Raw genomic sequence first — 21,632 nt, 5'->3', positions numbered from 1 at the left:
TCAAGCCTGCTCATCAATAGAAGGCGAAACCGGTGCTGGCGCCTTGCTCACCACGACCATGGCCGGGCGCAACAGGCGACCGTTGAGCAGGTAGCCCTTCTGGAATACTTTCAGCACACTGTTCGGCTCGACGTCTGCGCTTTCCTGCATCGCCATGGCCTGATGGTGCTCGGCATTGAAGGGTTCGCCGTGTGGATCGATCGCCTCAAGCTGATACCGCTTGAGGGTGTCCTGGAACATTTTCAGGGTCAGCTCGATGCCTTCGCGCATCGGACGAATGTTCTCGTCGTCCGGGTTGGACAGCTCCAGGCCGCGCTCCAGGCTGTCGATGATCGGCAGCAGGTCGCCGGCGAAACGCTCCAGGGCGAATTTGTGGGCTTTTTCCACGTCTTGCTCGGCGCGGCGGCGGACATTCTGCAGGTCGGCTGCTACACGCAACGCCTGGTCCTGCGCACCGGCCAGTTGCTCTTCGAGCACTTGTACACGTGCCGCCAGGTCTTCACCCGAATCCTGGGGAGCCTGATTGGCGTCTAGATTTTGCGTGTCCTGCGTCTGTTCGTCAGCCATAGATTTCTCCTTTCAACTTCGTCCGCGAGCTCGACTCGCGCTTCTGCCCGGATATATGGGGCCAGCTTTTCCAGCTTCAAGGGTCGCGCGACGAATTAACCTTACAAAAAACGGCTGCATATCCTTCGCTTCAGCGCTAAGAATTTCGATTATCCAAGCAAATCGAGCTAAGCGAGGGCATTGTCAGCCAGAAACAAAACACTGTATAAATAACCAGACCTAATGCCTGGGAGCGGCCTTATGCTGGTGCACCTGTCCGTACACAACTATGCCATCGTCGAACACCTCGACCTCGAACTCGACCGGGGCATGAGCGTGATAACCGGTGAAACCGGCGCCGGCAAATCGATCATGCTCGATGCCTTGGGCCTGACCCTAGGCGATCGCGCCGACAGCGGCGTAGTGCGCCCTGGCGCGGACAAGGCCGACATCCTGGCAACGTTTGACCTGGTCGACATTCCCGAAGCCAGCGCCTGGTTGACCGAACGCGACCTGGACAACGATGGCCTGTGCATCCTGCGGCGGGTCATCACTGCAGAGGGTCGCTCCCGTGGCTATATCAACGGCACGCCCTGTCCGCTGGGAGATCTCAAGGCCCTCGGTGAATTGCTGATCGACATCCACAGCCAGCATGAACACCAATCCCTGCTCAAGACCGACACGCACAGGCGCTTGCTCGACGAGTATGCCGGAGCCACCGACCTGGCCCGCCAGGTTCATCTGGCAGCCCAACGCTGGCGCCAGACCCGGCAGGAACTGGATCGCCTCTCCAACTCCGGCGACGAACAACGCGCCCGTCACCAGTTGTTGAGCTATCAACTCGAAGAGCTGGAAAACCTGGCCCTGGGTGAAAACGAGCTGGAGGAGCTGGAGCAGGAGCACAAGAACCTGACCAACGCGGAAGCGTTGCTAGGCATTTGCCGGCAAGTGGTCGAGCAATGCAGTGAAAGCGATTCAGGCAATGTGCTGAGTGCGCTGACCGCAAGCCTTAACCGACTCTCCAGCGTCAGCAATTCGGTGGGGGCATTGGGCGAGGCAAGCAACCTGCTGACCAGCGCGCAGATCCAGGTCGAAGAAGCAGTCGGGGAGCTGAACCGGTTCCTTGATCATTTCGATGCCGACCCGGCGCGGCTTCAATATCTGGAAGAACGCCTGGACACTATCTATACATTGGCGCGCAAGCATCGTATCCAGCCAACCGATGTCGTCGAACTGCAGCAACGCCTGCTGGAAGAATTGGAAACCCTTAACGCCAACGATGAATCCATCGAACGCCTCGGGGACGAATTGGCCTCCTACGCGCGCCATTACCAGGAAAAGGCCAACGAACTCAGCGAACTGCGCCGACAAGCTGCAACCGGCTTGGCCAGCGCCGTAGAACAGGAAATCCAACGCCTGGGCATGCCCGGCGGCCGATTTACCATCGAACTGCGCCCCAACGCTGGCGATGAACTTCAACCCAACGGACTGGAGCAGGTGGAGCTGCTGGTCAGCGCCAACCCCGGGCAACCGCTCAAGGCACTGGCAAAAGTAGCGTCCGGGGGTGAACTGTCGCGCATCAGCCTGGCGATCCAGGTCATTACGGCGCAAACCTCGCGGGTGCCGACGTTGGTATTCGACGAAGTGGACGTGGGCATCGGCGGCCCTACGGCGGAAATCGTCGGCCAGTTGCTACGCAGGCTGGGCGAGCGCGGGCAGGTTCTGACAGTGACCCACTTGCCTCAAGTCGCCGCCCAGGGGCACCAGCATCTGTTTGTCCATAAGGTGCGTGGCGAGGACGCGACTCGTACCGCCGTGTCCAAGCTGAACAAGAACGAGCGCGTGGAAGAAGTGGCACGGATGCTCGGAGGCATCGACCTGACCAAAGAGTCCTTGGCGCACGCTAAAAAAATGGTGGTGGCGGCGAAAATCTAGAAGACGCCGCAAAGCAAGAAGGCGACCCGAGGGTCGCCTTCTTTCGTTTTGGGGGCTTTCGCCCACGCGACGAGCTTATTTGCGCTTGCGTACATGCAGGACGAGATGGTGATCGATCAGCTCGAAACCATACTCATCAGCAATCGCTTGTTGCAGTTTTTCGATTTCAGGACTGATGAACTCGATAACTTCCCGGGTTTCCACGTCCACCATGTGGTCGTGGTGCTCCCCGTCAGCCAATTCAAAGACAGCATGACCGCCATCAAAATTATGACGTGCCACCAACCCCGCAGCCTCGAATTGAGTCAGGACACGGTAAACCGTGGCCAGACCGACGTCCTCGCCAGCTTCCATGAGCGCCTTGTAGACGTCTTCGGCACTCATGTGGCGTTGCTCGGCGGAATCGAGCATTTGCAGAATCTTGACCCTTGGCAGGGTCACTTTGAGGCCGGCTTTGCGTAGTTCGCTATTTTCAACCATGGTCAGCTTTCTCGCGATGCTGCTTCGCAGCTTCTCTTAATGCGGGTATGATCGGCGTTTACGTTGTCCCAGCCAAGATAGTGGAAGTCGCCCACCGATGCAAAACACCAAGCTCTTGCTAACCAGTTTCACCTTCGTGGGACTGCTCGCACTCGCCGGTTGTTCATTCCCCGGGGTTTACAAAATCGACATCCAGCAGGGCAATGTCGTCACGCAGGACATGATAGACCAGTTACGCCCGGGAATGACCCGCCGGCAAGTACGGTTTATCATGGGCAATCCCCTGCTGACCGACACGTTCCATGCCGATCGCTGGGATTACCTGTACAGCTTGCAGCCAGGTGGCGGTGAGCGGCAACAAGAACGCATCAGCGTTATCTTCAGCCCTGACGACCAGCTCGTCAGCCTGTCGGGCGATTTCATGCCTGGCGTGAGCCGGGATGAGGCCATCATGGGCAAGGACAGTGGCACCACAGTCACCGATCCGACCCAGAATGTCGATCAGCCGAAACCGGAAAAGCCGGCCAAGCCAGGTTCGTTGCTGGACCAGATCCAGAAGGACGTGGACAACGTCGAGACCGTACCTGTCCCGACACCAGAACCTCTGGATACCTCGCCGCAATAAATTGCGGCAATAAAAAACCCGGCATTGCCGGGTTTTTTATTGCCTGCGATCCAGACCAGGTCATTGATCTGCCTGACGAGCCTGGGCAGCCTTGGCCGCTCGCAGGCGACGGATTTCTTTCGGATCAGCCAACAAAGGCCGATAAATTTCGAGTCGATCAGCCGATTGCACTACCTGCCGCTCCGGATCCGCAACCACTTTGCCAAAGATCCCGACAGGAACAGTGGCCAGGTCCAACTCTGGAAACGCTTCTGCAATGCCCGATGCCGCCAGCGCGGCGCGAACACTCGTACCCTCCTGCACAGCAAACGCACGGAGGATCTGGCGCTCGGCGCTGGCACACACCACTTCTATCTCGATCACCGCTTGAGCTCTGCATTTTGCTTGGCACGCTGGCAAAACGCATCGACCAGGGTATTGGCCGCCTGGTTGAACAGCGGCCCCAATGTCGCGCGCACCAGCGGCCCGGCGTAATCGAACGAAAGATCCAAGCTGATCTTGCAGGCCTTTTCACCCAGTGACTTGAACACCCAGACGCCATGGAGCTGATTGAACGGCCCCTCTTCAAGGTTCATCTCGATGGATTGCCCCGGCACCAAGGTGTTGCGCGTGACGAAGTGCTGGCTCAGTCCGCCCTTGGCAACGTTTAGGCTGGCGCGCATATGGGTTTCAGAGCTTTCAAGCACCTCGGCGGACGAACACCAGGGCAGAAACTCCGGATAACTCGCCACGTCATTGACCAAGTCGTACAGCGCCTGCGCCGGGTAAGGCAGCAACGCTGAGCGTTGAATATGTGTCGTCATGTAAGCGTCACTTCCACAGCTGGGCGGCAAACACTACGAGGATGCCGATGGGCGCCACATAGCGCATCAAGAACAGGCTCAAGGCGAACAATACAGGACTGCGCAGTGACAATTCATCACGCACGGCTTCACGACCCATGATCCAACCCGCAAACACCACGAAGCACAAACCACCCAATGGCAGCATGATCCGTGATGTAAAGAAATCGATCACGCCGAAGAAATCCAGCCCTCCGGTTGCTCCCCACTGATAGAGATGGAACAGCCCGTCTTCGTTCACGAAAAACTTGGCCTGCTTCCAAATATTGAAGGAAAATACGGTCCCCAACCCCACGAACCAGCAGGTGAAAGCCAGCCAGAACGTGACCCAGGCGCGACTAAGACGGGTTCGTTCAACCAGATAGGCCACCATCGGCTCCAGCAGGGAAATGGCCGAACTCCAGGCGGCAATCGCCACCAGGACAAAAAACACCACGCCCATTACTTGACCGAACGCCATGCTGCCAAAGGCAAACGGCAAGCTGACGAACATCAGCCCGGGCCCCTCGCTGGGGTTCAGGCCAGCGGCGAACACAATCGGAAACAATGCCACCCCAGCCAGCAGCGACACAAAGGTGTCCAGCAACGCAACGCCGACAACCGTCTTGGTCAGCGACGCGCTCTTGGGCATGTAGGCACCGTAGATCATGATCGAGCCAACCCCCACGCTCAGGGAGAAGAACGCGTGGCCCATGGCCGGCAGCAGACCCTCCATGACCTTTTCCGGTTTGAAATCGAACATGAAATGCACGCCCTCCATGAAATGCCCGGTGGTCATGCTGTAGCCCAGCAGCACCAGGATCATCACGAAAAGGAGCGGCATCATGATCCGCAGGCTACGCTCAAGCCCCGCGACCACGCCTCGGGCAATCACCACGGCGGAGAGCACCATGAACAGTGTGTGCCAGAGTGTCAGCCGCCAAGGATCGGCAATCACATTGCCGAAGTACGCGCCGACCTGGTCGGGCGTCGCGCCTTGGAAATCCCCTCGCCCCATATCGATGATGTAGTCCAGAGACCAGCCACCGACCACGCTATAAAAAGACAGGATCAACAACGCCGTGACCATTCCGGCGAACGCGCCCCAGGACCACTTCGGCGAGTGCCCCGCCTCCAGCGCGAGCACCTTCAAGGCGTTGGCCGGGCTTTGCCGGGCGCGACGACCGATCAGCGTTTCCGCCAGCATGACCGGCGCGCCAATGAGCGCAATGCAGGCCAGGAACATCAATACAAAGGCGCCGCCCCCATAGACGCCGACCATGTACGGAAACTTCCAGATACTACCCAGGCCCACGGCCGAACCGGTCGCGGCGAATATGAAGACCCAGCGGCTAGCCCAACTGCCGTGGACAGAAACCTTGTCTGTCGACATCGTGATCACGCCCAAGCGTTCAAAAAAGAGGCCGCATTGTCCGGGATTCATTCAACCTGCTCAAGCACACAGCTTCACCGTAGCCGACACGCACGCAACTGCCTATAATGCCGCCCCTATGGCTAAACAGAAGAAACACCCCACAGGGACCATCGCGCAAAACAAAAAGGCGCGACACGATTACTTCATCGAACAACGTTTCGAGGCTGGCATGGTCCTGGCCGGCTGGGAAGTAAAGAGCTTGCGTGCCGGCAAGGCGCAACTGGTCGACAGTTATGTCCTGCTCAAGGACGGCGAAGCCTGGCTGCTCGGCAGTCATATAACGCCGCTGACCACCGCCAGCACCCACGTCATCGCCGACCCGACGCGCTCGCGAAAGCTGCTGCTCAACAAGCGGGAGCTGGAGAAGCTCTTCTCGTCCGTGCAGCAGAAAGGCTACGCCTGCGTCTGCACGTCGCTGTACTGGAGCAAGCACCTGATCAAGTGCGAGATTGCGCTGGGCAAGGGCAAGAAGGAATACGACAAACGCGATACCGAACGCGAACGCGATGCCGGTCGCGAACTGCAGCGCGCGGTGCGCAACAAGGGCAAGGAAGATTAGCCTGGGATTATCTGTGGGAGCAGGCTCGCTCCCACGGGATCCGCTGCACGTCTACATTCCTTTACGTCGTTCTGCTCGCGCCACGCGCTGTACTTCCTGACGAACCTCTTCCAGCACTTCCTGCACATACAGGATATGTCGACTGGACACCTCTCGCGCCAGCTCGGCTTGCCCACCCATGATTGCTTGATACAGCTCCCGATGCTGACTGATCAGCATGTCGCGGGTCTCGCTGCGCTGCTTGTACATGCCGCCGATGTTGGTGACGACGTTGCGCTTGAGCAGGTCGAACAGGCCGCGAATGGTGTGCAGCAAGACCGCGTTATGACTGGCCTCGGCGATTGCCAGATGGAACCGGGCATCCGCCGCCCCCTCTTCCGCCCGACTCACTTCGTCGTGGCGGGAATAACAATCCTGCAACTCGTCGAATGCCGCCGTCAGCCGCTCGCGATCGACATCCGTGGCCCGCAGCGCCGCGTAATAGGCACAGGACGCTTCCAGCGTGTGGCGGAACTCCAACAAGTCACGTTGTGCTTCGGGGTTGCTCTCCAGCAATTGCAGCAACGGATCGCTGAATGTCGAGCCCAGGGAATCCACGACATAGTTTCCCCCGCCCTGACGACTGACCAGCAGCCCTTTCGCCGCCAGTTTCTGGATCGCCTCGCGCAAAGAAGGGCGTGATACACCGAACTGTTCGGCCAAGGTCCGCTCGGCCGGCAGCCGCTCGCCGGACTTCAACGTGCCCTCCAGGATCATGCCTTCAAGCCGCTCGACAATATCGTCAGACAAACGGCGCTGACGAATTTGATCAAACCCCATAACTCGACTCTCCACGAACCCGACGGCTCGCCGGGCCCTCTATTCTGGCCCATCCGGGCTCCGTCCACACCCACCAATAACCATTAACGCCAGCAGATCAGATGCCGTCTGTACCGCTTATTCGACGAAAGTTTCAGGGCGGCAAATTGACACACGACAACCAAGGCTTTTACCCTAGCCGACAGCGCTTGTAAATTGGTATTACCAATTATCCAGAACGCTTACCAGTGCCTGACCAACAACAATTAGGGGCTCACCCAACATGCAAACCTGGCAACAGCTTTACAGCCCGCTCGGCAGCCTAGGCTTGTCCGCACTCGCGGCCGTCATTCCCATCGTGTTTTTCTTCCTCGCCCTGGCGGTGTTTCGCCTCAAGGGGCATGTGGCCGGCAGCATCACCCTGGCGCTGGCGATTGTCGTCGCCATTTTCGCCTTCCAAATGCCAGCCGACATGGCGTTCGCCGCCGCCGGCTATGGCTTTGCCTACGGTCTCTGGCCTATCGCCTGGATCATCGTCGCCGCGGTGTTTCTCTACAAACTGACGGTCAAGAGCGGCCAGTTCGAAATCATCCGCAGCTCGGTGCTGTCGATTACCGACGACCAGCGCCTGCAAGTGCTGCTGATCGGCTTCTGCTTCGGCGCATTCCTGGAAGGAGCCGCCGGTTTTGGTGCCCCGGTCGCGATTACCGCCGCGCTGCTAGTGGGCCTGGGTTTCAACCCTCTCTACGCCGCCGGCCTGTGCCTGATCGCCAACACCGCTCCGGTGGCCTTCGGCGCGCTGGGCATCCCGATTATCGTGGCGGGCCAGGTAACCGGGATCGACGCGTTCAAGATCGGCGCCATGACCGGGCGCCAATTGCCCTTGCTGTCGTTGTTTGTACCGTTCTGGCTGGTGTTCATGATGGATGGCCTGCGCGGCGTGCGGGAAACCTGGCCGGCCGCTTTGGTGGCGGGCCTGAGTTTCGCCATCACCCAGTACTTCACGTCGAATTTCATCGGCCCGGAATTGCCGGACATCACCTCGGCCCTGGCCAGCCTGATTTCCCTGACGTTGTTCTTGAAAGTCTGGCAACCCAAGCGCACCGCGGGCGCGCAGATTGCTGGCGCCACCTCCAGCGCAGCCATCACCGCCAGCGTCGGCGGTTTCGGCCAGCCCCGCAGCACCGTGGTTTCGCCCTACAGCCTGGGGGAAATCATCAAGGCCTGGTCACCGTTCCTGATCCTCACCGTGCTGGTGACGATCTGGACCTTGAAGCCGTTCAAGGCAATGTTCGCCGCGGGTGGCTCGATGTACGGCTGGGTATTCAACTTCGCCATTCCACACCTGGACCAGATGGTGATCAAAGTCGCGCCCATCGTCGTCAACCCGACCGCGATCCCGGCGGTGTTCAAGCTTGATCCGATTTCGGCCACCGGCACGGCAATTTTCTTCTCGGCATTGATCTCGATGCTGGTACTGAGGATCAACTTAAAAATTGGTCTTACCACTTTAAAAGAGACCTTCTACGAACTGCGCTGGCCTATCCTTTCCATCGGCATGGTGTTGGCGTTTGCCTTCGTCACCAACTTCTCGGGCATGTCATCGACCATGGCCTTGGTATTGGCCGGGACTGGCGCGGCGTTTCCATTCTTCTCGCCATTCCTCGGTTGGCTCGGCGTATTCCTCACCGGTTCCGATACCTCGTCCAACGCGCTGTTCGGCTCGCTGCAAGCGACCACCGCACACCAGATCGGTGTCAGCGACACTTTGCTGGTAGCGGCCAACACCAGCGGCGGCGTGACCGGCAAGATGATTTCGCCACAATCGATCGCCGTAGCCTGCGCGGCAACCGGGCTGGTGGGCAAGGAGTCGGATCTGTTCCGTTTCACCCTGAAACACAGCCTATTCTTTGCAACGATCGTCGGCTTGATCACGTTGGCCCAGGCCTACTGGTTTACCGGCATGCTGGTTCACTAAGTCCTATAAGCAACATCGAAAAAACCGACGCCGAACCGTGATTCGGCGTCCGCTATTCACAACCGGGTCTGCAAGGCTGCTGAAAGATTTCCTCTCTATATTCAGCAGCCTCAGCGGACGGATAACCGGGACCACCCGGAGACACGCCTGATGAGCGAGCTTTTTTACAACGCCGTGCCGAACGCGACCCGTGTCGCACCGCCATTGCCTGAGCCCCGCCAGTATCCCAGCGAGAAACCCCAGCGGGTCTATCTGTTCGGAACCTGCGTGGTGGATCTGTTCTATCCCGAAGCCGGGATGGATGCGATTCATCTGCTCGAACGCGAAGGCATCGAGGTTGAATACCCGCAGGGCCAGACCTGTTGCGGGCAACCTGCCTATACGTCGGGCTACACGGAACAGGCGCGGGCAGTGGCGCGAGCGCAACTGGCGTTGTTTGCCGGGGACTATCCGGTGGTCGTGCCGTCTGGCTCCTGCGCCGGCATGCTGCGCGAACACTACGCGGACCTGTTCAAGGACGAGCCCGAAACGCTCGAGCAGGTCCAGGCCCTGGCGGCCAGGACCTATGAGCTGGCCGAGTTCCTGCTGTTCGTCTGCAAGGTGCAGTTGAACGACAGTGGCACGCCGACGAAGGTTGCGCTGCATACGTCCTGCTCGGCACGACGTGAAATGAACACCCACCTGCATGGTCGTGCGTTATTGGCACAGCTGCGCAATGTGGAACGAGTCGATCACAGCCATGAAAGTGAATGCTGTGGTTTTGGTGGGACCTTCAGCGTGCGCATGCCGGATATTTCCGGCGCGATGGTGGCCGACAAGACTCGGGCGTTGAAGGAATCCGGCGCGCATCAGGTGGTCAGCGCCGACTGCGGTTGCCTGATGAACATCAACGGCGCCTTGGAAAAGCAGCAGGAGGTGTTACGCGGCCAGCATCTGGCAAGCTTCCTCTGGCAGCGAACCGGAGGTGCCGCATGAGCACGCCGACGCTGATTCCGACCGTTGAGGTGCAGGACGATTTTCGCGCCCGAGCCCACAAGGCTTTGGACGACACGCAACTGCGAAACAACTTTCGCACTGCGATGGATTCACTGATGACCAAGCGGGCAGCGTCTTTCAGCGATGCCCACGAAAGAGAACATCTGCGGGTGCTGGGCAATGCTGTCCGCGCCCGCGCGCTTTCCAAGCTGCCCGACCTGCTCGAGCAACTTGAAACCAACCTGACCCGCAACGGTGTGACAATGCACTGGGCGGAGACGGTGGACGAAGCCAATGGCATCGTCCTCTCGATCATCCGCGCTCACGAGGCGCGGCAAGTGATCAAGGGCAAATCGATGGTCAGCGAAGAGATGGAGATGAACCATTTCCTCGAGGCTCGGGACATTGAATGTCTCGAATCCGACATGGGGGAGTACATCGTCCAGCTCGACCACGAGAAGCCTTCACACATCATTATGCCGGCGATCCATAAGAATGCCGGTCAGGTCGCGTCCTTGTTCCATGACAAACTTGGCGTGGAGTACACCAAGGACGTTGACCAACTCATTCAAATCGGTCGCAAAGTCTTGCGGCAGAAATTCTTCGAAGCCGACATTGGCGTTTCCGGCGTCAACTTCGCGGTTGCCGAAACCGGCACGCTGCTGCTGGTGGAAAACGAAGGCAACGGACGGATGTCCACCACCGTGCCCCCGGTGCACATTGCCGTGACGGGCATCGAAAAAGTCGTGGAAAACCTTCGGGACGTCGTGCCGCTGCTGTCGCTGCTGACCCGCTCGGCCCTGGGCCAGCCGATCACCACTTACGTCAACATGATCTCCGGGCCGCGCAAGGTCGATGAACTGGACGGCCCGCAAGAAGTTCATCTGGTCCTGCTGGACAATGGCCGCAGTCAGGCGTTTGCCGACAGCGAACTGCGCCAGACCCTCAATTGCATCCGCTGCGGCGCCTGCATGAATCATTGCCCGGTCTATACCCGAATCGGCGGTCATGCCTACGGCGAGGTTTATCCGGGGCCTATAGGAAAAATCATTACGCCGCACATGGTCGGCCTGGCCAAGGTGCCCGATCACCCCAGTGCGTCGTCGCTGTGCGGTGCTTGCGGTGAGGTGTGCCCGGTGAAGATCCCGATCCCGGCCCTGCTGCGACGACTGCGCGAAGAAAACGTCAAGGCACCAGACAGCCCCAACCCGGTGATGCGCGGCCAGGGCAGCAAATACTCGGCCAAGGAACGCTTCATCTGGGATGCCTGGGCGCGGCTCAACAGCTCGCCGCGGCTGTACCGGTTATTCGCCTTCTTCGCCACACGCCTTCGCGCCCTGACGCCCCAAAACGTCGGCCCCTGGACACAAAACCACAGCGCCCCGAAACCCGCCGCCCGATCGCTGCATGACCTGGCCCGCGACCACCTGAACTCGCAGGGAGACCGCTGATGAGCGCCAAGGAAAATATCCTCACCAAACTGCGTAAAAGCCTGACTGGCACCACGCCCGTTGCCGACAACTTCGACGTCGAACTGGTGACGCAGACCTACCGCTACGCGCCCGAAGAACGCATCCCGCAGCTGCGCAAGCTGATGGAAGCGGTCCACACCGAAATCCATCTGACGTCCGGCGAAGGCTGGCCCGCGTTGCTCGCGCAATTGCTGCGCGACCGCCAACTGCCGAGCCTGCTCATCGCCCCGACAACGCCTCACGGGCAAAAGATCGTACAGTTCTGGGCGAACAATCCGGGCTTGCCGACCCTCAAGGCCTACGAGCGGCCGGTTGAAGAATGGAAAGCCGAGCTGTTCAACGACACGCCCGCGAGCCTGACCGGGACCCTCGGCGCCATCGCCGCGACCGGCAGCCTGATTCTTTGGCCGACGCGGGAAGAGCCACGCCTGATGAGCCTGGTACCGCCGGTACATTTTGCCCTGCTCAAGGCCAGCGAGATCCGCGACAACTTCTATGAAGTGCAACAGGAATTCAAATGGGCCCAAGGCATGCCCACCAACGCCCTGCTGGTTTCGGGTCCATCGAAGACCGCCGACATCGAACAGGTCCTGGCCTACGGCGCCCACGGACCGAAGGATCTGGTCGTGTTGATTTTGGAGGACCAATGACGCTTCCGGCCCCTTTTCTGCGCGACGTACAACAACTGATCCCGCAAAACAGACGCTTTGACGATCCGCTGTCAACGCTGGCCTTCGGCACCGACGCCAGTTTCTATCGGCTGATTCCGAAACTGGTGGTGCGCGTCGAAACCGAAGATGAAGTAGTCGCACTGCTGCAACTGGCCCAGCGCGACCGAGTTCCGGTGACATTCCGCGCGGCCGGTACCAGCCTGTCCGGGCAAGCCATCAGCGACTCGGTGCTGATTGTGCTTGGGGATAACTGGAACGGACGCGAGATCCGCGGGCAAGGCATGCAGATCCGCCTGCAGCCCGGCGTGATCGGCGCCCAGGCCAACGCCTGGCTGGCCCCGTTCGGGCGCAAGATCGGCCCGGATCCGGCGTCGATCAATGCCTGCAAAATCGGCGGCATTGTTGCCAACAACGCCAGCGGCATGTGCTGCGGTACGGCGCAAAACACTTATCACACCCTGGCCGGCATTCGCCTGGTACTCGCCGATGGCACGCGCCTGGACACCGAAGACCCTGCCAGCGTGGCGGCATTTCGGGCGAGCCATAGCGAACTATTGGAACGCCTGGGGACTCTGGGTCGCGAAACCCGCGCCAACACCGACTTGGCCGCCCGAATCCGCCACAAATACCGTCTGAAAAATACCACCGGCCTGTCGCTCAACGCCCTGGTGGACTTCGACGAGCCTGTGGATATCTTGGCCCACTTGCTGGTGGGGTCCGAAGGCACCCTCGGTTTCATCAGCGCCGTGACCTACAACACCGTCATAGACCATCCGAACAAAGCTTCGGCGTTGATCGTATTCCCGGATGTGGAAACTTGCTGCAACGCCGTCACCGTGCTGAAAAGCCAGCCTGTCTCGGCCGTGGAACTGCTGGACCGCCGCAGCTTGCGCTCAGTGCAGGACAAACCGGGCATGCCGGATTTCGTACAGCACCTGTCGACCAATGCCTGCGCCCTGCTGATTGAATCTCGCGCCGCTTCGTCATCGTTACTGCAAGAGCAACTGACCCGGATCATGACCTCCCTGGCCTGCTTCCCGGTGGAAAAGCAGGTCGACTTTACCGAAGACCCACGGGAAAACGCCCGGCTCTGGGCCATTCGCAAAGACACCTTTCCCGCCGTCGGCGCGGTGCGCAAGACCGGAACCACGGTGATCATCGAAGACGTCACCTTCCCTGTGGAGCAACTGGCAGTCGGCGTGAATCGCCTGATTGCGTTGTTCGAAAAACACCACTACGACGAAGCGATCCTGTTCGGACACGCACTGGAAGGCAATTTGCACTTCGTCTTCACCCAAGGTTTCAACAGCACCGAAGAAGTCGCACGCTACCAAGCGTTCATGGACGACGTGGCGCAACTGGTGGCCGTGGAATTCGGCGGCTCGCTGAAAGCTGAACACGGCACTGGCCGCAACATGGCGCCGTTCGTCGAGCTGGAATGGGGCAGCGATGCCTACCAGTTGATGTGGCAACTCAAGCGCCTGCTCGACCCCAACGGCATCCTCAACCCGGACGTGGTGCTCAGCGAGGATCCGCAAATCCACCTCAAGCATCTCAAACCGCTGCCGGCCGCCGATGAGATTGTGGATAAGTGCATCGAGTGCGGCTTCTGCGAGCCGGTGTGTCCTTCCAAGGACCTGACCTTGAGCCCGCGTCAGCGCATCGTGATCTGGCGGGACATCCAGGCGAAAAAGCGCGCAGGCGTCGATACCTCCGAGCTGGAAACGGCCTTTCAATACCAGGGCATCGACACCTGCGCCGCCACGGGCCTTTGCGCCCAACGCTGCCCTGTCGGAATCAACACCGGTGAACTGGTGAAAAAACTCCGCAGCCGTACTGCGACGCGTACGAAAACCGCCGATTGGCTTGCCAGCAATTTCGCCACGGCATTGCAAGGGGCGCGCTTTACCCTGCACGTCGCCAACGGTGCGCGAATGATGCTGGGAGCACCGCGCCTGGCTCGTTTGTCCGCTGGACTGACGCAGCTGTCCAAAGGACAAGTGCCGCAGTGGACCAGCGCCATGCCACAGCCGGAAAAGGCTATAAGGTTCAGTCCCGCCGTGACGGATGCGCGCCCCAGGGTGGTTTATCTGGCGGCCTGCGTGTCACGGGTCATGGGCCCCGCGGCGGCAGACAAGGAGCAGATGTCGCTGCACGACAAGACCCGAGGCCTGCTGGAAAAGGCCGGCTACCAAGTGGTTTTCCCGGACAACGTAGACAGCCTTTGCTGCGGCCAGCCCTTTGCGTCCAAAGGCTACGCCGAACAGGCCGAACACAAGCGCCAGGAACTGATCGGCGCGCTGTTGCATGCCAGTCGCGGCGGGCTCGACCCGATCTACTGCGACACCAGCCCTTGCACACTGCGGCTGGTCCAGGACCTCGCGGAGGTACGCCTGGACCTTTACGACCCGGTGCGCTTCATCCGCACCCACCTCATGGATCGCCTCGAGTTCACACCGCAGGAAGCTTCCATCGCGGTGCACGTCACCTGCAGCACGCAGCACCTTGGCGAAAGCCAGGCGTTGATCGATCTGGCGCGCAAGTGCAGTAAAAACGTGGTCGTTCCGGAAGGTATCCATTGCTGCGGTTTTGCCGGGGGCAAAGGCTTCACCACACCGGAACTCAACGCCCATTCGTTACGCACGCTGAAGGACGCGGTACAGCATTGCAGCGAAGGGATTTCCACCAGCCGGACCTGTGAGATAGGTCTTACGCAACACGGCGCGATTGACTACCACGGACTGGTGTATCTGGTCGACCGGGTGACCCGGGCCAAAACCACCGACGGTGAGAGCCTTGCGACGGGACTCGAAGAAAAATCGAATTCCTGCGCTTCGCTGTAGTCACTTGAATAGGCCCGGCGGCGCTGGGCCACCACCGACTCGGCCCGGCCGCGACTGTCCAGCGGCACCGAGACCCTACGTTCAAGGAGATACACATGAAGCGCACCGCACTTGCTGGCTTGTTCATTTCCGCTGCGATGTTGGCCTCTCCGGTGTTTGCAGGAAGCCAAGATGACCTTTGCAAAATCAACCTGCAAAAGATCAGCGACGCCAAAGTCAGCACCGAGCAAATGAGCGAAGGTCTGAAGACCGACATCGACGCCACTGTCGGACAAGCCAAGGCTGAGCACGCCAAAGGCACCAAAGAAGGCACTGAAAATTGCATCTCGCTGACCAACCAGGCCATCCAGAAGCTGCAGAACAACGCGGAAGGTGATCAGTAGCATTGCCTGAGGCCAACCTTCGGGTTGGCCTCAGACACGGATTAGCGTACACTGCGCATGCCTGCCGCTCCTCAAGATTCATGGAGCGACAGGCTCGGGGCCGTTTAGGATTCGACGCCGGTTGCGAAACTTTAGGTGCATGCCGAGTTGGTAACAGAACTCGTAAATCCACTGTTGCAACTTCCTATAGTTGCCAATGACGAAACCTACGGGGAATACGCTCTCGCTGCGTAAGCAGCCTTAGCCCTTCCCTTCTGGTACCTTCGGGTCCAGCAATCACCAGGGGATGTCCGTAAACCCAAAGTGATTGTCATATAGAACGGAATCGCCGTGCAGTACGTTGTGGACGAAGCGGCTAAAACTTACACAACTCGCCCAAAGCACCCTGCCAGTCGGGTCGCTGAGGGTTAACTTAATAGACACGGCTAAGCATGTAGTACCGACAGCGGAGTACTGGCGGACGGGGGTTCAAATCCCCCCGGCTCCACCACTTCATCATCTAAAGACGTCCACGGACGTCTTTTTTTGTGCCTGAAATCCAGTAAATACGGGGGTTTCAGGGCCACGGGAGGCTTTCCAGGCTTTTTGAGTTCCAGGCAGTTTGGTATTCCCAATGGTATTCCCGGCTACCCGGCGCTAATCTTGGGAATACCAAAAGGTGTCATGGAGTACTTCTCATGTGCGCTCAAACCACCCGCCTCTCCGACCGCCAGCTCAAGGCGGTCAAACCGAAAGACAAGGATTACGTCCTCACGGATGGCGACGGGCTCCAACTGCGAGTCAGGGTCAATCGCTCGATGCAGTGGAATTTCAACTACCGGCATCCCATCACCAAGAATCGAATCAACATGGCACTCGGCTCTTATCCCGAGGTTTCTCTTGCGCAAGCCAGGAAGAAAACTGTTGAGGCCAGAGAGCTGCTTGCACAGGGCATCGACCCAAAAGCTCAGCGCAATGAGCTACAGGAAGCCAAACGAGCGGAAACGGAACACACCTTCGAGAACGTGGCCACCGCCTGGTTCGAGCTGAAGAAGGATTCCGTCACGCCGGCGTATGCCGAAGACATTTGGCGCTCCCTAACACTGCATGTTTTTCCGAGCATGAAATCAACGCCTCTCTCCGAAGTCAGCGCCCCAATGGTCATCAAGCTCCTTCGCCCGATTGAGGCCAAAGGCAGCCTCGAGACAGTTAAGCGAGTGAGCCAGCGCCTTAACGAGATCATGACCTACGGGGTCAATTCCGGAATGATCTTTGCCAACCCTCTCAGCGGCATTCGAGCGGTGTTCAAGAAACCTAAGAAAGAGAACATGGCAGCGCTACCACCAGATGAGCTTCCGGAGCTCATGATGGAAATCGCGAACGCCAGCATCAAGCGGACGACCCGCTGCCTGATCGAATGGCAGCTACACACTATGACCCGCCCTGCCGAAGCGGCGACTACCCGATGGGCAGACATCGACTTCGAAAAACGCATCTGGACCATCCCTCCGGAGCGAATGAAAAAGCGTCGTCCGCACACAATTCCGCTGACCGAACATGCACTTTCGTTATTGGAGACGCTTAAGCCCCATAGCGGCCACAGGGAATATGTGTTCCCATCAGATAGAAATCCGCGCACCCACGCGAATAGCCAGACAGCCAACATGGCATTGAAACGAATGGGCTTTCAGGACCGCTTAGTCAGCCACGGCATGCGCTCCATGGCCAGCACAATTCTGAATGAGCATGGGTGGGATCCGGAGCTAATCGAAGTCGCGCTGGCGCATGTCGATAAAGACGAAGTTCGAAGCGCCTACAACCGGGCGGATTACATCGAACGCCGGCGTCCGATGATGGCCTGGTGGAGTGAACATATCCAGAAGGCAGCCACCGGCAGCCTGTCGGCATCCGCCATCAATCAAACCAGGGATCGTAACGTCGTGCCGATACGCTGAGCAGGCGACAATTCGTGCCGTGCAGCAGGGCGACTGAAGTGGCGACTGTCGCTAAATCAGCCGCATGCCTGCGCTTCTTCGGCCAAGCCCCTAAGTATGGGAAGGCTCCGCATTCCCGTACTTAGGGGCTCACGCTTAAAGGTCTATCAGACAACCACGAGTTGCGCCTTTCTGCGGCGGATCAGTCCTGCTGTTAACTCATAGTAATAGATGGTCGCTGGTGCTGAGCAACGCAGGTAGTGCTCTAAAAACCATCTGGTGTGCTTTTCCTTCCAGGACCAAGGGGTCGCACAACTCCAGCGCTCACGAATCGCCTCGTGCATCCTTTCTGCCTGCCTGATATGCCGCTCCCGCGTGGCATGCGCACCTTTGAGCACGGGGCTCAGAAACAACGCCATATCGAACTCGGACTTCATCGACGACCTCCGATGTAGGCACTCACCACGTCGATGCGGTTATGCCCCAACTCGTGGCTGATCTGCTGACGTGCACGCTGATCGAGTGCTCGATCCTCTCGTTGACCAAGACCGCCATTGATGGGCGCGGAGAAGCCGGTCAGTTGTTCATAGCGCTCACAGGCGTAAGCCGCCCGCAGTTCATGAAAGCCTTTCAATCCATACTCATGCATGATGTCCCGCGCCGGTCGTACGATTGCCTGTAAGAAATCTTTGTAGCTTTCATCAGGTGTTAACAGATTCCTACTGCCCTTGGGTGAGGCCTCGCTGGCCCTGTCGAGGGCGCCACGAACTTGATCCGTGACCGCAATCCAACGCGGTGCCGATGCGCCTGATCGACCGCCTTTGGTGCCGTCCTGGATATTAATCTTCCCCAGTTGCCGAGCCTCACGTTGCAGCCGGGGCAAGTCCGCCAAGATCGCTTCACGCAGGCGCATGCCGGTCTCCCGAGCGAGGAGCACGATGGCACTCACCCTCAGTTGCTGTCGCTCTGACAGCGCTTGCGCAACCAGCCTGACCTGCACACGGTCTTGGCCTTGTGGCGCCTCACTACGCACGCTTGAGCGCTGCAAGCCAAGCGCCTTACTTGGACTCGGGATTTTGACGTATTGATCACCGCGCAGCGCAGCCATCGTTCGGTTCACGCTGGACAGTCGGTTCTGCGCGGTAGCGATGCCGACGTTGCCCTGATCAACCTGCTCCCGCACGTGGACGGCGTACCGCATTAGGACTTCGCGGTCGATCTGTCGCGCATCATTGAGCCCCGGCCCTTCATCGGATCGACACCAACGCACAAAAGCCTGCCAACGATCGCTATGGGCTTTGACGGTAGCAAAATGGCCGTCACCAAACAGATCTTTTAGAGCTTGAGGGCCGGCATAGCTGAGCTGGCGCCCAAAGCCGAAATTACGCCCAGATCGCTTACCGACCCGAGCCATTTTTCTGCTCCTGATCGACTGCCACGAGTTCATGCAAGAGGGCTCGCCAGTACGTGCTCACGATAGCGAGTTGAGCCCAATCAGTAGGGCGAAAACACAGCGTATTGTTAGCGACGTAGAGCTGCGCACCTTCCTCTTTCAACCATTGAATGATGGCTGTCGTCGAGGTGATAGCTTTACCGATGGTGGCGACACCGGCGACAACGGCGACAACCCTTGCCTTGTCTGGCTTTGAGCGTGGCGACAAAGTGGCGACAGTAGCGGCGACAAATCGCACTTTCGGCTCCTTTTGGCGCTGAGCCAGATGGTTGCGCAGCGCTTCATCAAGATTGAACATGGCGCACCTCGAAAGTGTGGCCGTCGGTGATCAGCCACTGATGATCGATCAACTCGACCAGCAGCTTGGCGGCATGGCGACTGCTCTTACGGGCAAAGCGGGGTCCGTTGCGGTTCAGGTCCCGAATACTGAAGTGCTTCCAATCCTTGACCTGCAGCCAGCGCAGCAGCCGGTCCGCCTCCTCCTTTACCCGACACACTGGCTCCTGCTCAGTCAGGCGCTGGATCTCGTTGAGGTAGTAGCCGACTAAAGCGGAGGCCCGTTGGATATGGTCGACCTCCACGACGCTGCTCTCCTCCACAACTGCAAGAATACCGGCGACGCGCAGCAGGTTATCGGCGGCCTTTGATCCGCTGGGCCGTACGCTGGCCAGCTCGCCAAACTCCCCCAGCTGAGCTTCGATAGCATCATGCAAATCAATCCAGCGACGACGCGCCAGCGGACTGAGGCTCAGCTTTGACAACTGCAAGGCTCCGTCAGCGGAAAGTGACCACGGCTGATAAAACAGAGCCGAAAGGCGGTGATGATAGCGCTTGAGGGCGGCGTCTTTGGACAAGTCGACAGCCTGGTAGCTACGTTGTCCGGCCAGACTGGTGGGCCAGGTCATGAGGCAGCGACCGAGAATGCCTTGCCCCTGCAGCAACGGGTCACTGAGTAACTGCATGGCTAGATACGGTTGCAGCATCAGGTGCAGGCTTAAGCGTCGATCGTAAGCTCGCAAGCTTTCACCCACCATGGACCGCGCGCGATCTATCGGACTGCCGTCCCAGAGTGACGACAAGGTCGTGACCGCTTTCAAACGGTTATCCCGACTCATGGTGCTGCTACCGAGGAATTGTCCCCCCTCGTCACAGAACAGGCCCATGCTCGGCAAGTCATGGCAGAGTCCCTTGACCAGAGCCTCGATCGTCGGGTCTGTGGTGATCAGCCGAGGGGCCGAAGGCTCCGCTTCGAGCGATACGCTGCCTATGGGGGCGGGATCGGCAGTGCTGATACGCTGCGCTTGTCGCTGTGCGGCTCGGTAGCGGGCAAGTTGTTCGCGATAGCGCTGCCACTGCTCACGCTCCCATTGCCGTGCTGGCAGCAAGGCACATCGATCTGCCGCCGTTTTGCGATCACCGGACGCAGCCACCGTGATCAAGTACAACGACAGGGGATAATGTCTCCCGTCGAGTTGTAAGCCCGCATGACCTTGAGTTGCCAGGGCCGAGGCGGCCAACACCGATTGCGCGGCCAGTGCTTGGGGCACGCCGACGACCTCGGCCATGCGCTCAACCGCAGGCCCAAGAATCCCACCCAGTGCCTGCACCGGATAAGACTGGGGCACGGGGTTCGACTCAATCAACGGTCGGGGTGGTCGTAGTAGTTCAAGCTTCGGATCTAACTGCTGCATGGGCCCTCTCCTCGATCATTGCTGGTTGTCCTCACGTAGTCCCGCCACGGCTGTTGAGTGTTATCAGGGATAAAGGCCCCTGCGGCCTGTGAGGTGTTCACTGACGCGGAACGAACGGCTCCTTACGACCGGGAGCAAGGGCATAACCCTATGAATCTTGCCTCCTTAGACGCATTCAAAGATGCGGGCGGGTGGAGGCTGTGCCGACTGACGAGTTCGGCACCTGGAGATCCTGGGTGAGAGAAAGCAACAACATCGACACCTGGGGCATGCCTGACTGTCAGTCAGGTGCAGCCTCTCCATAGGCTGCGGCACCGGTGCCTGTGTCGTTGTGGATGGCGACGAATCGGATTTGTCAGGCCGATTGTCACGAGGAGAGTTGCGGCAATGCCTTGTACGACGTGGCTTGCAGCAGTGCTACGAGCGCCCGTCTCTTTCCAGGAGAAAGAGACGGGTGCGGTCTGGCGCAGCGATGTGTGCCGAAGGGTGAGGCAGCTGCAGTGCAGCTAGATAGGTCCATCGTCTGCCGCAGTGGACAGATTGGTAGAGAAGGCATCCGTCACTCTTGGGGAGTGACCGTGCGAGCCGCCGGACGCTAATCGCACTTAGGGAAGAACCACCACGCAAGTGGCGTAGCCTTAAAGGCTCTGGCTACCTGGGCAGGTGCTGTCAACGACAGCGATCCGTGCGCCAATTTTTATACCCACTCGAAAAGACGGTCAAGCGTCACGGGCAAAGCGCTCAGAAAGTGGCGACTGTCGCCACTTCTGTCGCCACGTTCCAGGTCACGTTCTACGCGGGCTGTCGCCGCTGTCGCCGCTGTCGCCACACTTACATCCATGCCCCCGAAAGATCCGCACACACACTGAATGGCGCTGCGCTCGATAGAAATCGCGGGGGAGTTACTGACGGGTAAAAATAATCGTGGCGTTAATTAAATGTGAAAATAGGAGGGTGGAACGCGGCGGCTTCGAGAAAAAGCGAATGAACCCTCCGATCGGCACGATCAAAGATCGCTTGATCGGAGGGTTTGGCGGGAAAAGCAAAGTCTCAA

At 59.1% G+C, this 21,632-nt stretch carries 20 protein-coding genes and 1 other RNA gene; 11 read left to right on the top strand and 10 right to left on the bottom strand.

The genetic code is table 11. From position 1 onward, the window contains the following. The gene (grpE, locus tag HU762_RS18685; RefSeq protein WP_039592327.1) at positions 1-567 is read right to left on the bottom strand and encodes a nucleotide exchange factor GrpE; all 567 of its coding nucleotides are present in this window, start codon (positions 565-567) and stop codon (positions 1-3) included. Between the two features lie 240 nt (positions 568-807). Between grpE and recN the strand changes: the two genes are divergently transcribed. After that, complete coding sequence (recN, locus tag HU762_RS18680) at positions 808-2,481, top strand: DNA repair protein RecN (RefSeq protein ID WP_186639518.1); 1,674 nt, start codon at positions 808-810, stop codon at positions 2,479-2,481. Between the two features lie 75 nt (positions 2,482-2,556). On the opposite strand, the gene fur is transcribed toward recN, so the two are convergent. Further along, positions 2,557-2,961 carry a ferric iron uptake transcriptional regulator gene (fur, locus tag HU762_RS18675; protein ID WP_186612180.1) on the bottom strand — a complete coding sequence of 135 codons (405 nt, stop codon included), beginning with the start codon at positions 2,959-2,961 and terminating at the stop codon, positions 2,557-2,559. Between the two features lie 97 nt (positions 2,962-3,058). Here fur and HU762_RS18670 point away from each other — a divergent pair, with 97 nt between their 5' ends. Beyond that, on the top strand, positions 3,059-3,586 hold the full coding sequence (locus HU762_RS18670) for an outer membrane protein assembly factor BamE (RefSeq protein WP_186639516.1): 528 nt from the start codon (positions 3,059-3,061) through the stop codon (positions 3,584-3,586). Positions 3,587-3,646: 60 nt separating this feature from the next. Here the strand turns inward: HU762_RS18670 and HU762_RS18665 are convergent, their stop codons facing one another. The 3 genes from HU762_RS18665 to HU762_RS18655 are packed head-to-tail and all read right to left on the bottom strand — an operon-like array spanning position 3,647 to position 5,800. Further along, entirely contained in the window at positions 3,647-3,949 is a 303-nt protein-coding gene (locus tag HU762_RS18665) for an RnfH family protein (RefSeq protein ID WP_186639514.1), read from the bottom strand. Further along, positions 3,946-4,389 (bottom strand): type II toxin-antitoxin system RatA family toxin, encoded by a 444-nt coding sequence (locus tag HU762_RS18660; RefSeq protein WP_186612183.1) that lies wholly within the window; start codon positions 4,387-4,389, stop codon positions 3,946-3,948. Before HU762_RS18660 ends, HU762_RS18665 begins: the two co-directional genes overlap by 4 nt. A gap of 7 nt (positions 4,390-4,396) precedes the next feature. Further along, positions 4,397-5,800: a sodium-dependent transporter gene (locus tag HU762_RS18655; protein WP_186639512.1), complete on the bottom strand. Its 1,404-nt coding sequence runs from the start codon at positions 5,798-5,800 to the stop codon at positions 4,397-4,399. 118 nt (positions 5,801-5,918) lie between these two features. Here HU762_RS18655 and smpB point away from each other — a divergent pair, with 118 nt between their 5' ends. Continuing rightward, on the top strand, positions 5,919-6,401 hold the full coding sequence (gene smpB, locus HU762_RS18650) for an SsrA-binding protein SmpB (RefSeq protein WP_186639510.1): 483 nt from the start codon (positions 5,919-5,921) through the stop codon (positions 6,399-6,401). A 51-nt stretch (positions 6,402-6,452) separates the two neighbouring features. Here smpB and HU762_RS18645 read toward each other — a convergent pair whose 3' ends face one another. Next, positions 6,453-7,220 carry an FCD domain-containing protein gene (locus tag HU762_RS18645; protein ID WP_186639508.1) on the bottom strand — a complete coding sequence of 256 codons (768 nt, stop codon included), beginning with the start codon at positions 7,218-7,220 and terminating at the stop codon, positions 6,453-6,455. 262 nt (positions 7,221-7,482) lie between these two features. Here HU762_RS18645 and HU762_RS18640 point away from each other — a divergent pair, with 262 nt between their 5' ends. From HU762_RS18640 to HU762_RS18605, 8 genes are all read left to right on the top strand, one after another. After that, positions 7,483-9,177: a lactate permease LctP family transporter gene (locus HU762_RS18640; RefSeq protein ID WP_186639506.1), complete on the top strand. Its 1,695-nt coding sequence runs from the start codon at positions 7,483-7,485 to the stop codon at positions 9,175-9,177. 150 nt (positions 9,178-9,327) lie between these two features. After that, positions 9,328-10,152 (top strand): (Fe-S)-binding protein, encoded by an 825-nt coding sequence (locus HU762_RS18635; RefSeq protein ID WP_186639505.1) that lies wholly within the window; start codon positions 9,328-9,330, stop codon positions 10,150-10,152. Continuing rightward, entirely contained in the window at positions 10,149-11,603 is a 1,455-nt protein-coding gene (locus HU762_RS18630; protein WP_186639503.1) for a LutB/LldF family L-lactate oxidation iron-sulfur protein, read from the top strand. The genes HU762_RS18635 and HU762_RS18630 overlap by 4 nt, the downstream gene beginning before the upstream one ends. Then, positions 11,603-12,274 (top strand): lactate utilization protein, encoded by a 672-nt coding sequence (locus tag HU762_RS18625; RefSeq protein ID WP_186639501.1) that lies wholly within the window; start codon positions 11,603-11,605, stop codon positions 12,272-12,274. Before HU762_RS18630 ends, HU762_RS18625 begins: the two co-directional genes overlap by 1 nt. Next, a complete protein-coding gene (locus tag HU762_RS18620) occupies positions 12,271-15,138 on the top strand; it encodes an FAD-binding and (Fe-S)-binding domain-containing protein (protein WP_186639499.1) in 2,868 nt (955 codons plus the stop codon). The genes HU762_RS18625 and HU762_RS18620 overlap by 4 nt, the downstream gene beginning before the upstream one ends. A gap of 95 nt (positions 15,139-15,233) precedes the next feature. Continuing rightward, complete coding sequence (locus HU762_RS18615; protein WP_186639497.1) at positions 15,234-15,521, top strand: hypothetical protein; 288 nt, start codon at positions 15,234-15,236, stop codon at positions 15,519-15,521. 96 nt (positions 15,522-15,617) lie between these two features. Further along, positions 15,618-16,011, top strand: a transfer-messenger RNA (tmRNA) gene (ssrA, locus tag HU762_RS18610). Positions 16,012-16,198: 187 nt separating this feature from the next. Further along, a complete protein-coding gene (locus HU762_RS18605) occupies positions 16,199-17,455 on the top strand; it encodes an integrase domain-containing protein (RefSeq protein WP_095667573.1) in 1,257 nt (418 codons plus the stop codon). Positions 17,456-17,601: 146 nt separating this feature from the next. On the opposite strand, the gene HU762_RS18600 is transcribed toward HU762_RS18605, so the two are convergent. From HU762_RS18600 to HU762_RS18585, 4 genes are read right to left on the bottom strand one after another with little or no spacing between them, the layout of a single operon-like run. Then, positions 17,602-17,871, bottom strand: a complete 270-nt coding sequence (locus tag HU762_RS18600; RefSeq protein WP_095667574.1) for a hypothetical protein — start codon at positions 17,869-17,871, stop codon at positions 17,602-17,604. Continuing rightward, complete coding sequence (locus HU762_RS18595; protein ID WP_186639495.1) at positions 17,868-18,848, bottom strand: integrase domain-containing protein; 981 nt, start codon at positions 18,846-18,848, stop codon at positions 17,868-17,870. The genes HU762_RS18600 and HU762_RS18595 overlap by 4 nt, the downstream gene beginning before the upstream one ends. Beyond that, a complete protein-coding gene (locus tag HU762_RS18590; RefSeq protein WP_186639494.1) occupies positions 18,832-19,185 on the bottom strand; it encodes a hypothetical protein in 354 nt (117 codons plus the stop codon). The genes HU762_RS18595 and HU762_RS18590 overlap by 17 nt, the downstream gene beginning before the upstream one ends. After that, positions 19,172-20,578, bottom strand: coding sequence for a YfjI family protein (locus HU762_RS18585; RefSeq protein ID WP_186639492.1), 1,407 nt, complete (start codon positions 20,576-20,578; stop codon positions 19,172-19,174). Before HU762_RS18585 ends, HU762_RS18590 begins: the two co-directional genes overlap by 14 nt. Between the last annotated feature and the right edge of the window lie 1,054 nt (positions 20,579-21,632).

This window comes from Pseudomonas sp. SWRI92 (assembly GCF_014268685.1).
GTDB classification, from domain to species: Bacteria; Pseudomonadota; Gammaproteobacteria; order Pseudomonadales; family Pseudomonadaceae; genus Aquipseudomonas; species Aquipseudomonas marvdashtae.
The sequence above is the reverse complement of the archived record's forward strand: the minus strand, read 5'-3'. Positions and strand labels throughout refer to the sequence as shown.

Excerpts from the sequence above, each read along its gene's own strand:
- grpE (WP_039592327.1), bottom strand. The coding sequence starts at position 567 with ATGGCTGACGAACAGACGCAGGACACGCAAAATCTAGACGCCAATCAG.
- recN (WP_186639518.1), top strand. The coding sequence starts at position 808 with ATGCTGGTGCACCTGTCCGTACACAACTATGCCATCGTCGAACACCTC.
- fur (WP_186612180.1), bottom strand. The coding sequence starts at position 2,961 with ATGGTTGAAAATAGCGAACTACGCAAAGCCGGCCTCAAAGTGACCCTG.
- HU762_RS18670 (WP_186639516.1), top strand. The coding sequence starts at position 3,059 with ATGCAAAACACCAAGCTCTTGCTAACCAGTTTCACCTTCGTGGGACTG.
- HU762_RS18660 (WP_186612183.1), bottom strand. The coding sequence starts at position 4,389 with ATGACGACACATATTCAACGCTCAGCGTTGCTGCCTTACCCGGCGCAG.
- HU762_RS18655 (WP_186639512.1), bottom strand. The coding sequence starts at position 5,800 with ATGTCGACAGACAAGGTTTCTGTCCACGGCAGTTGGGCTAGCCGCTGG.
- smpB (WP_186639510.1), top strand. The coding sequence starts at position 5,919 with ATGGCTAAACAGAAGAAACACCCCACAGGGACCATCGCGCAAAACAAA.
- HU762_RS18645 (WP_186639508.1), bottom strand. The coding sequence starts at position 7,220 with ATGGGGTTTGATCAAATTCGTCAGCGCCGTTTGTCTGACGATATTGTC.
- HU762_RS18640 (WP_186639506.1), top strand. The coding sequence starts at position 7,483 with ATGCAAACCTGGCAACAGCTTTACAGCCCGCTCGGCAGCCTAGGCTTG.
- HU762_RS18635 (WP_186639505.1), top strand. The coding sequence starts at position 9,328 with ATGAGCGAGCTTTTTTACAACGCCGTGCCGAACGCGACCCGTGTCGCA.
- HU762_RS18630 (WP_186639503.1), top strand. The coding sequence starts at position 10,149 with ATGAGCACGCCGACGCTGATTCCGACCGTTGAGGTGCAGGACGATTTT.
- HU762_RS18625 (WP_186639501.1), top strand. The coding sequence starts at position 11,603 with ATGAGCGCCAAGGAAAATATCCTCACCAAACTGCGTAAAAGCCTGACT.
- HU762_RS18620 (WP_186639499.1), top strand. The coding sequence starts at position 12,271 with ATGACGCTTCCGGCCCCTTTTCTGCGCGACGTACAACAACTGATCCCG.
- HU762_RS18615 (WP_186639497.1), top strand. The coding sequence starts at position 15,234 with ATGAAGCGCACCGCACTTGCTGGCTTGTTCATTTCCGCTGCGATGTTG.
- HU762_RS18605 (WP_095667573.1), top strand. The coding sequence starts at position 16,199 with ATGTGCGCTCAAACCACCCGCCTCTCCGACCGCCAGCTCAAGGCGGTC.
- HU762_RS18600 (WP_095667574.1), bottom strand. The coding sequence starts at position 17,871 with ATGAAGTCCGAGTTCGATATGGCGTTGTTTCTGAGCCCCGTGCTCAAA.
- HU762_RS18595 (WP_186639495.1), bottom strand. The coding sequence starts at position 18,848 with ATGGCTCGGGTCGGTAAGCGATCTGGGCGTAATTTCGGCTTTGGGCGC.
- HU762_RS18590 (WP_186639494.1), bottom strand. The coding sequence starts at position 19,185 with ATGTTCAATCTTGATGAAGCGCTGCGCAACCATCTGGCTCAGCGCCAA.
- HU762_RS18585 (WP_186639492.1), bottom strand. The coding sequence starts at position 20,578 with ATGCAGCAGTTAGATCCGAAGCTTGAACTACTACGACCACCCCGACCG.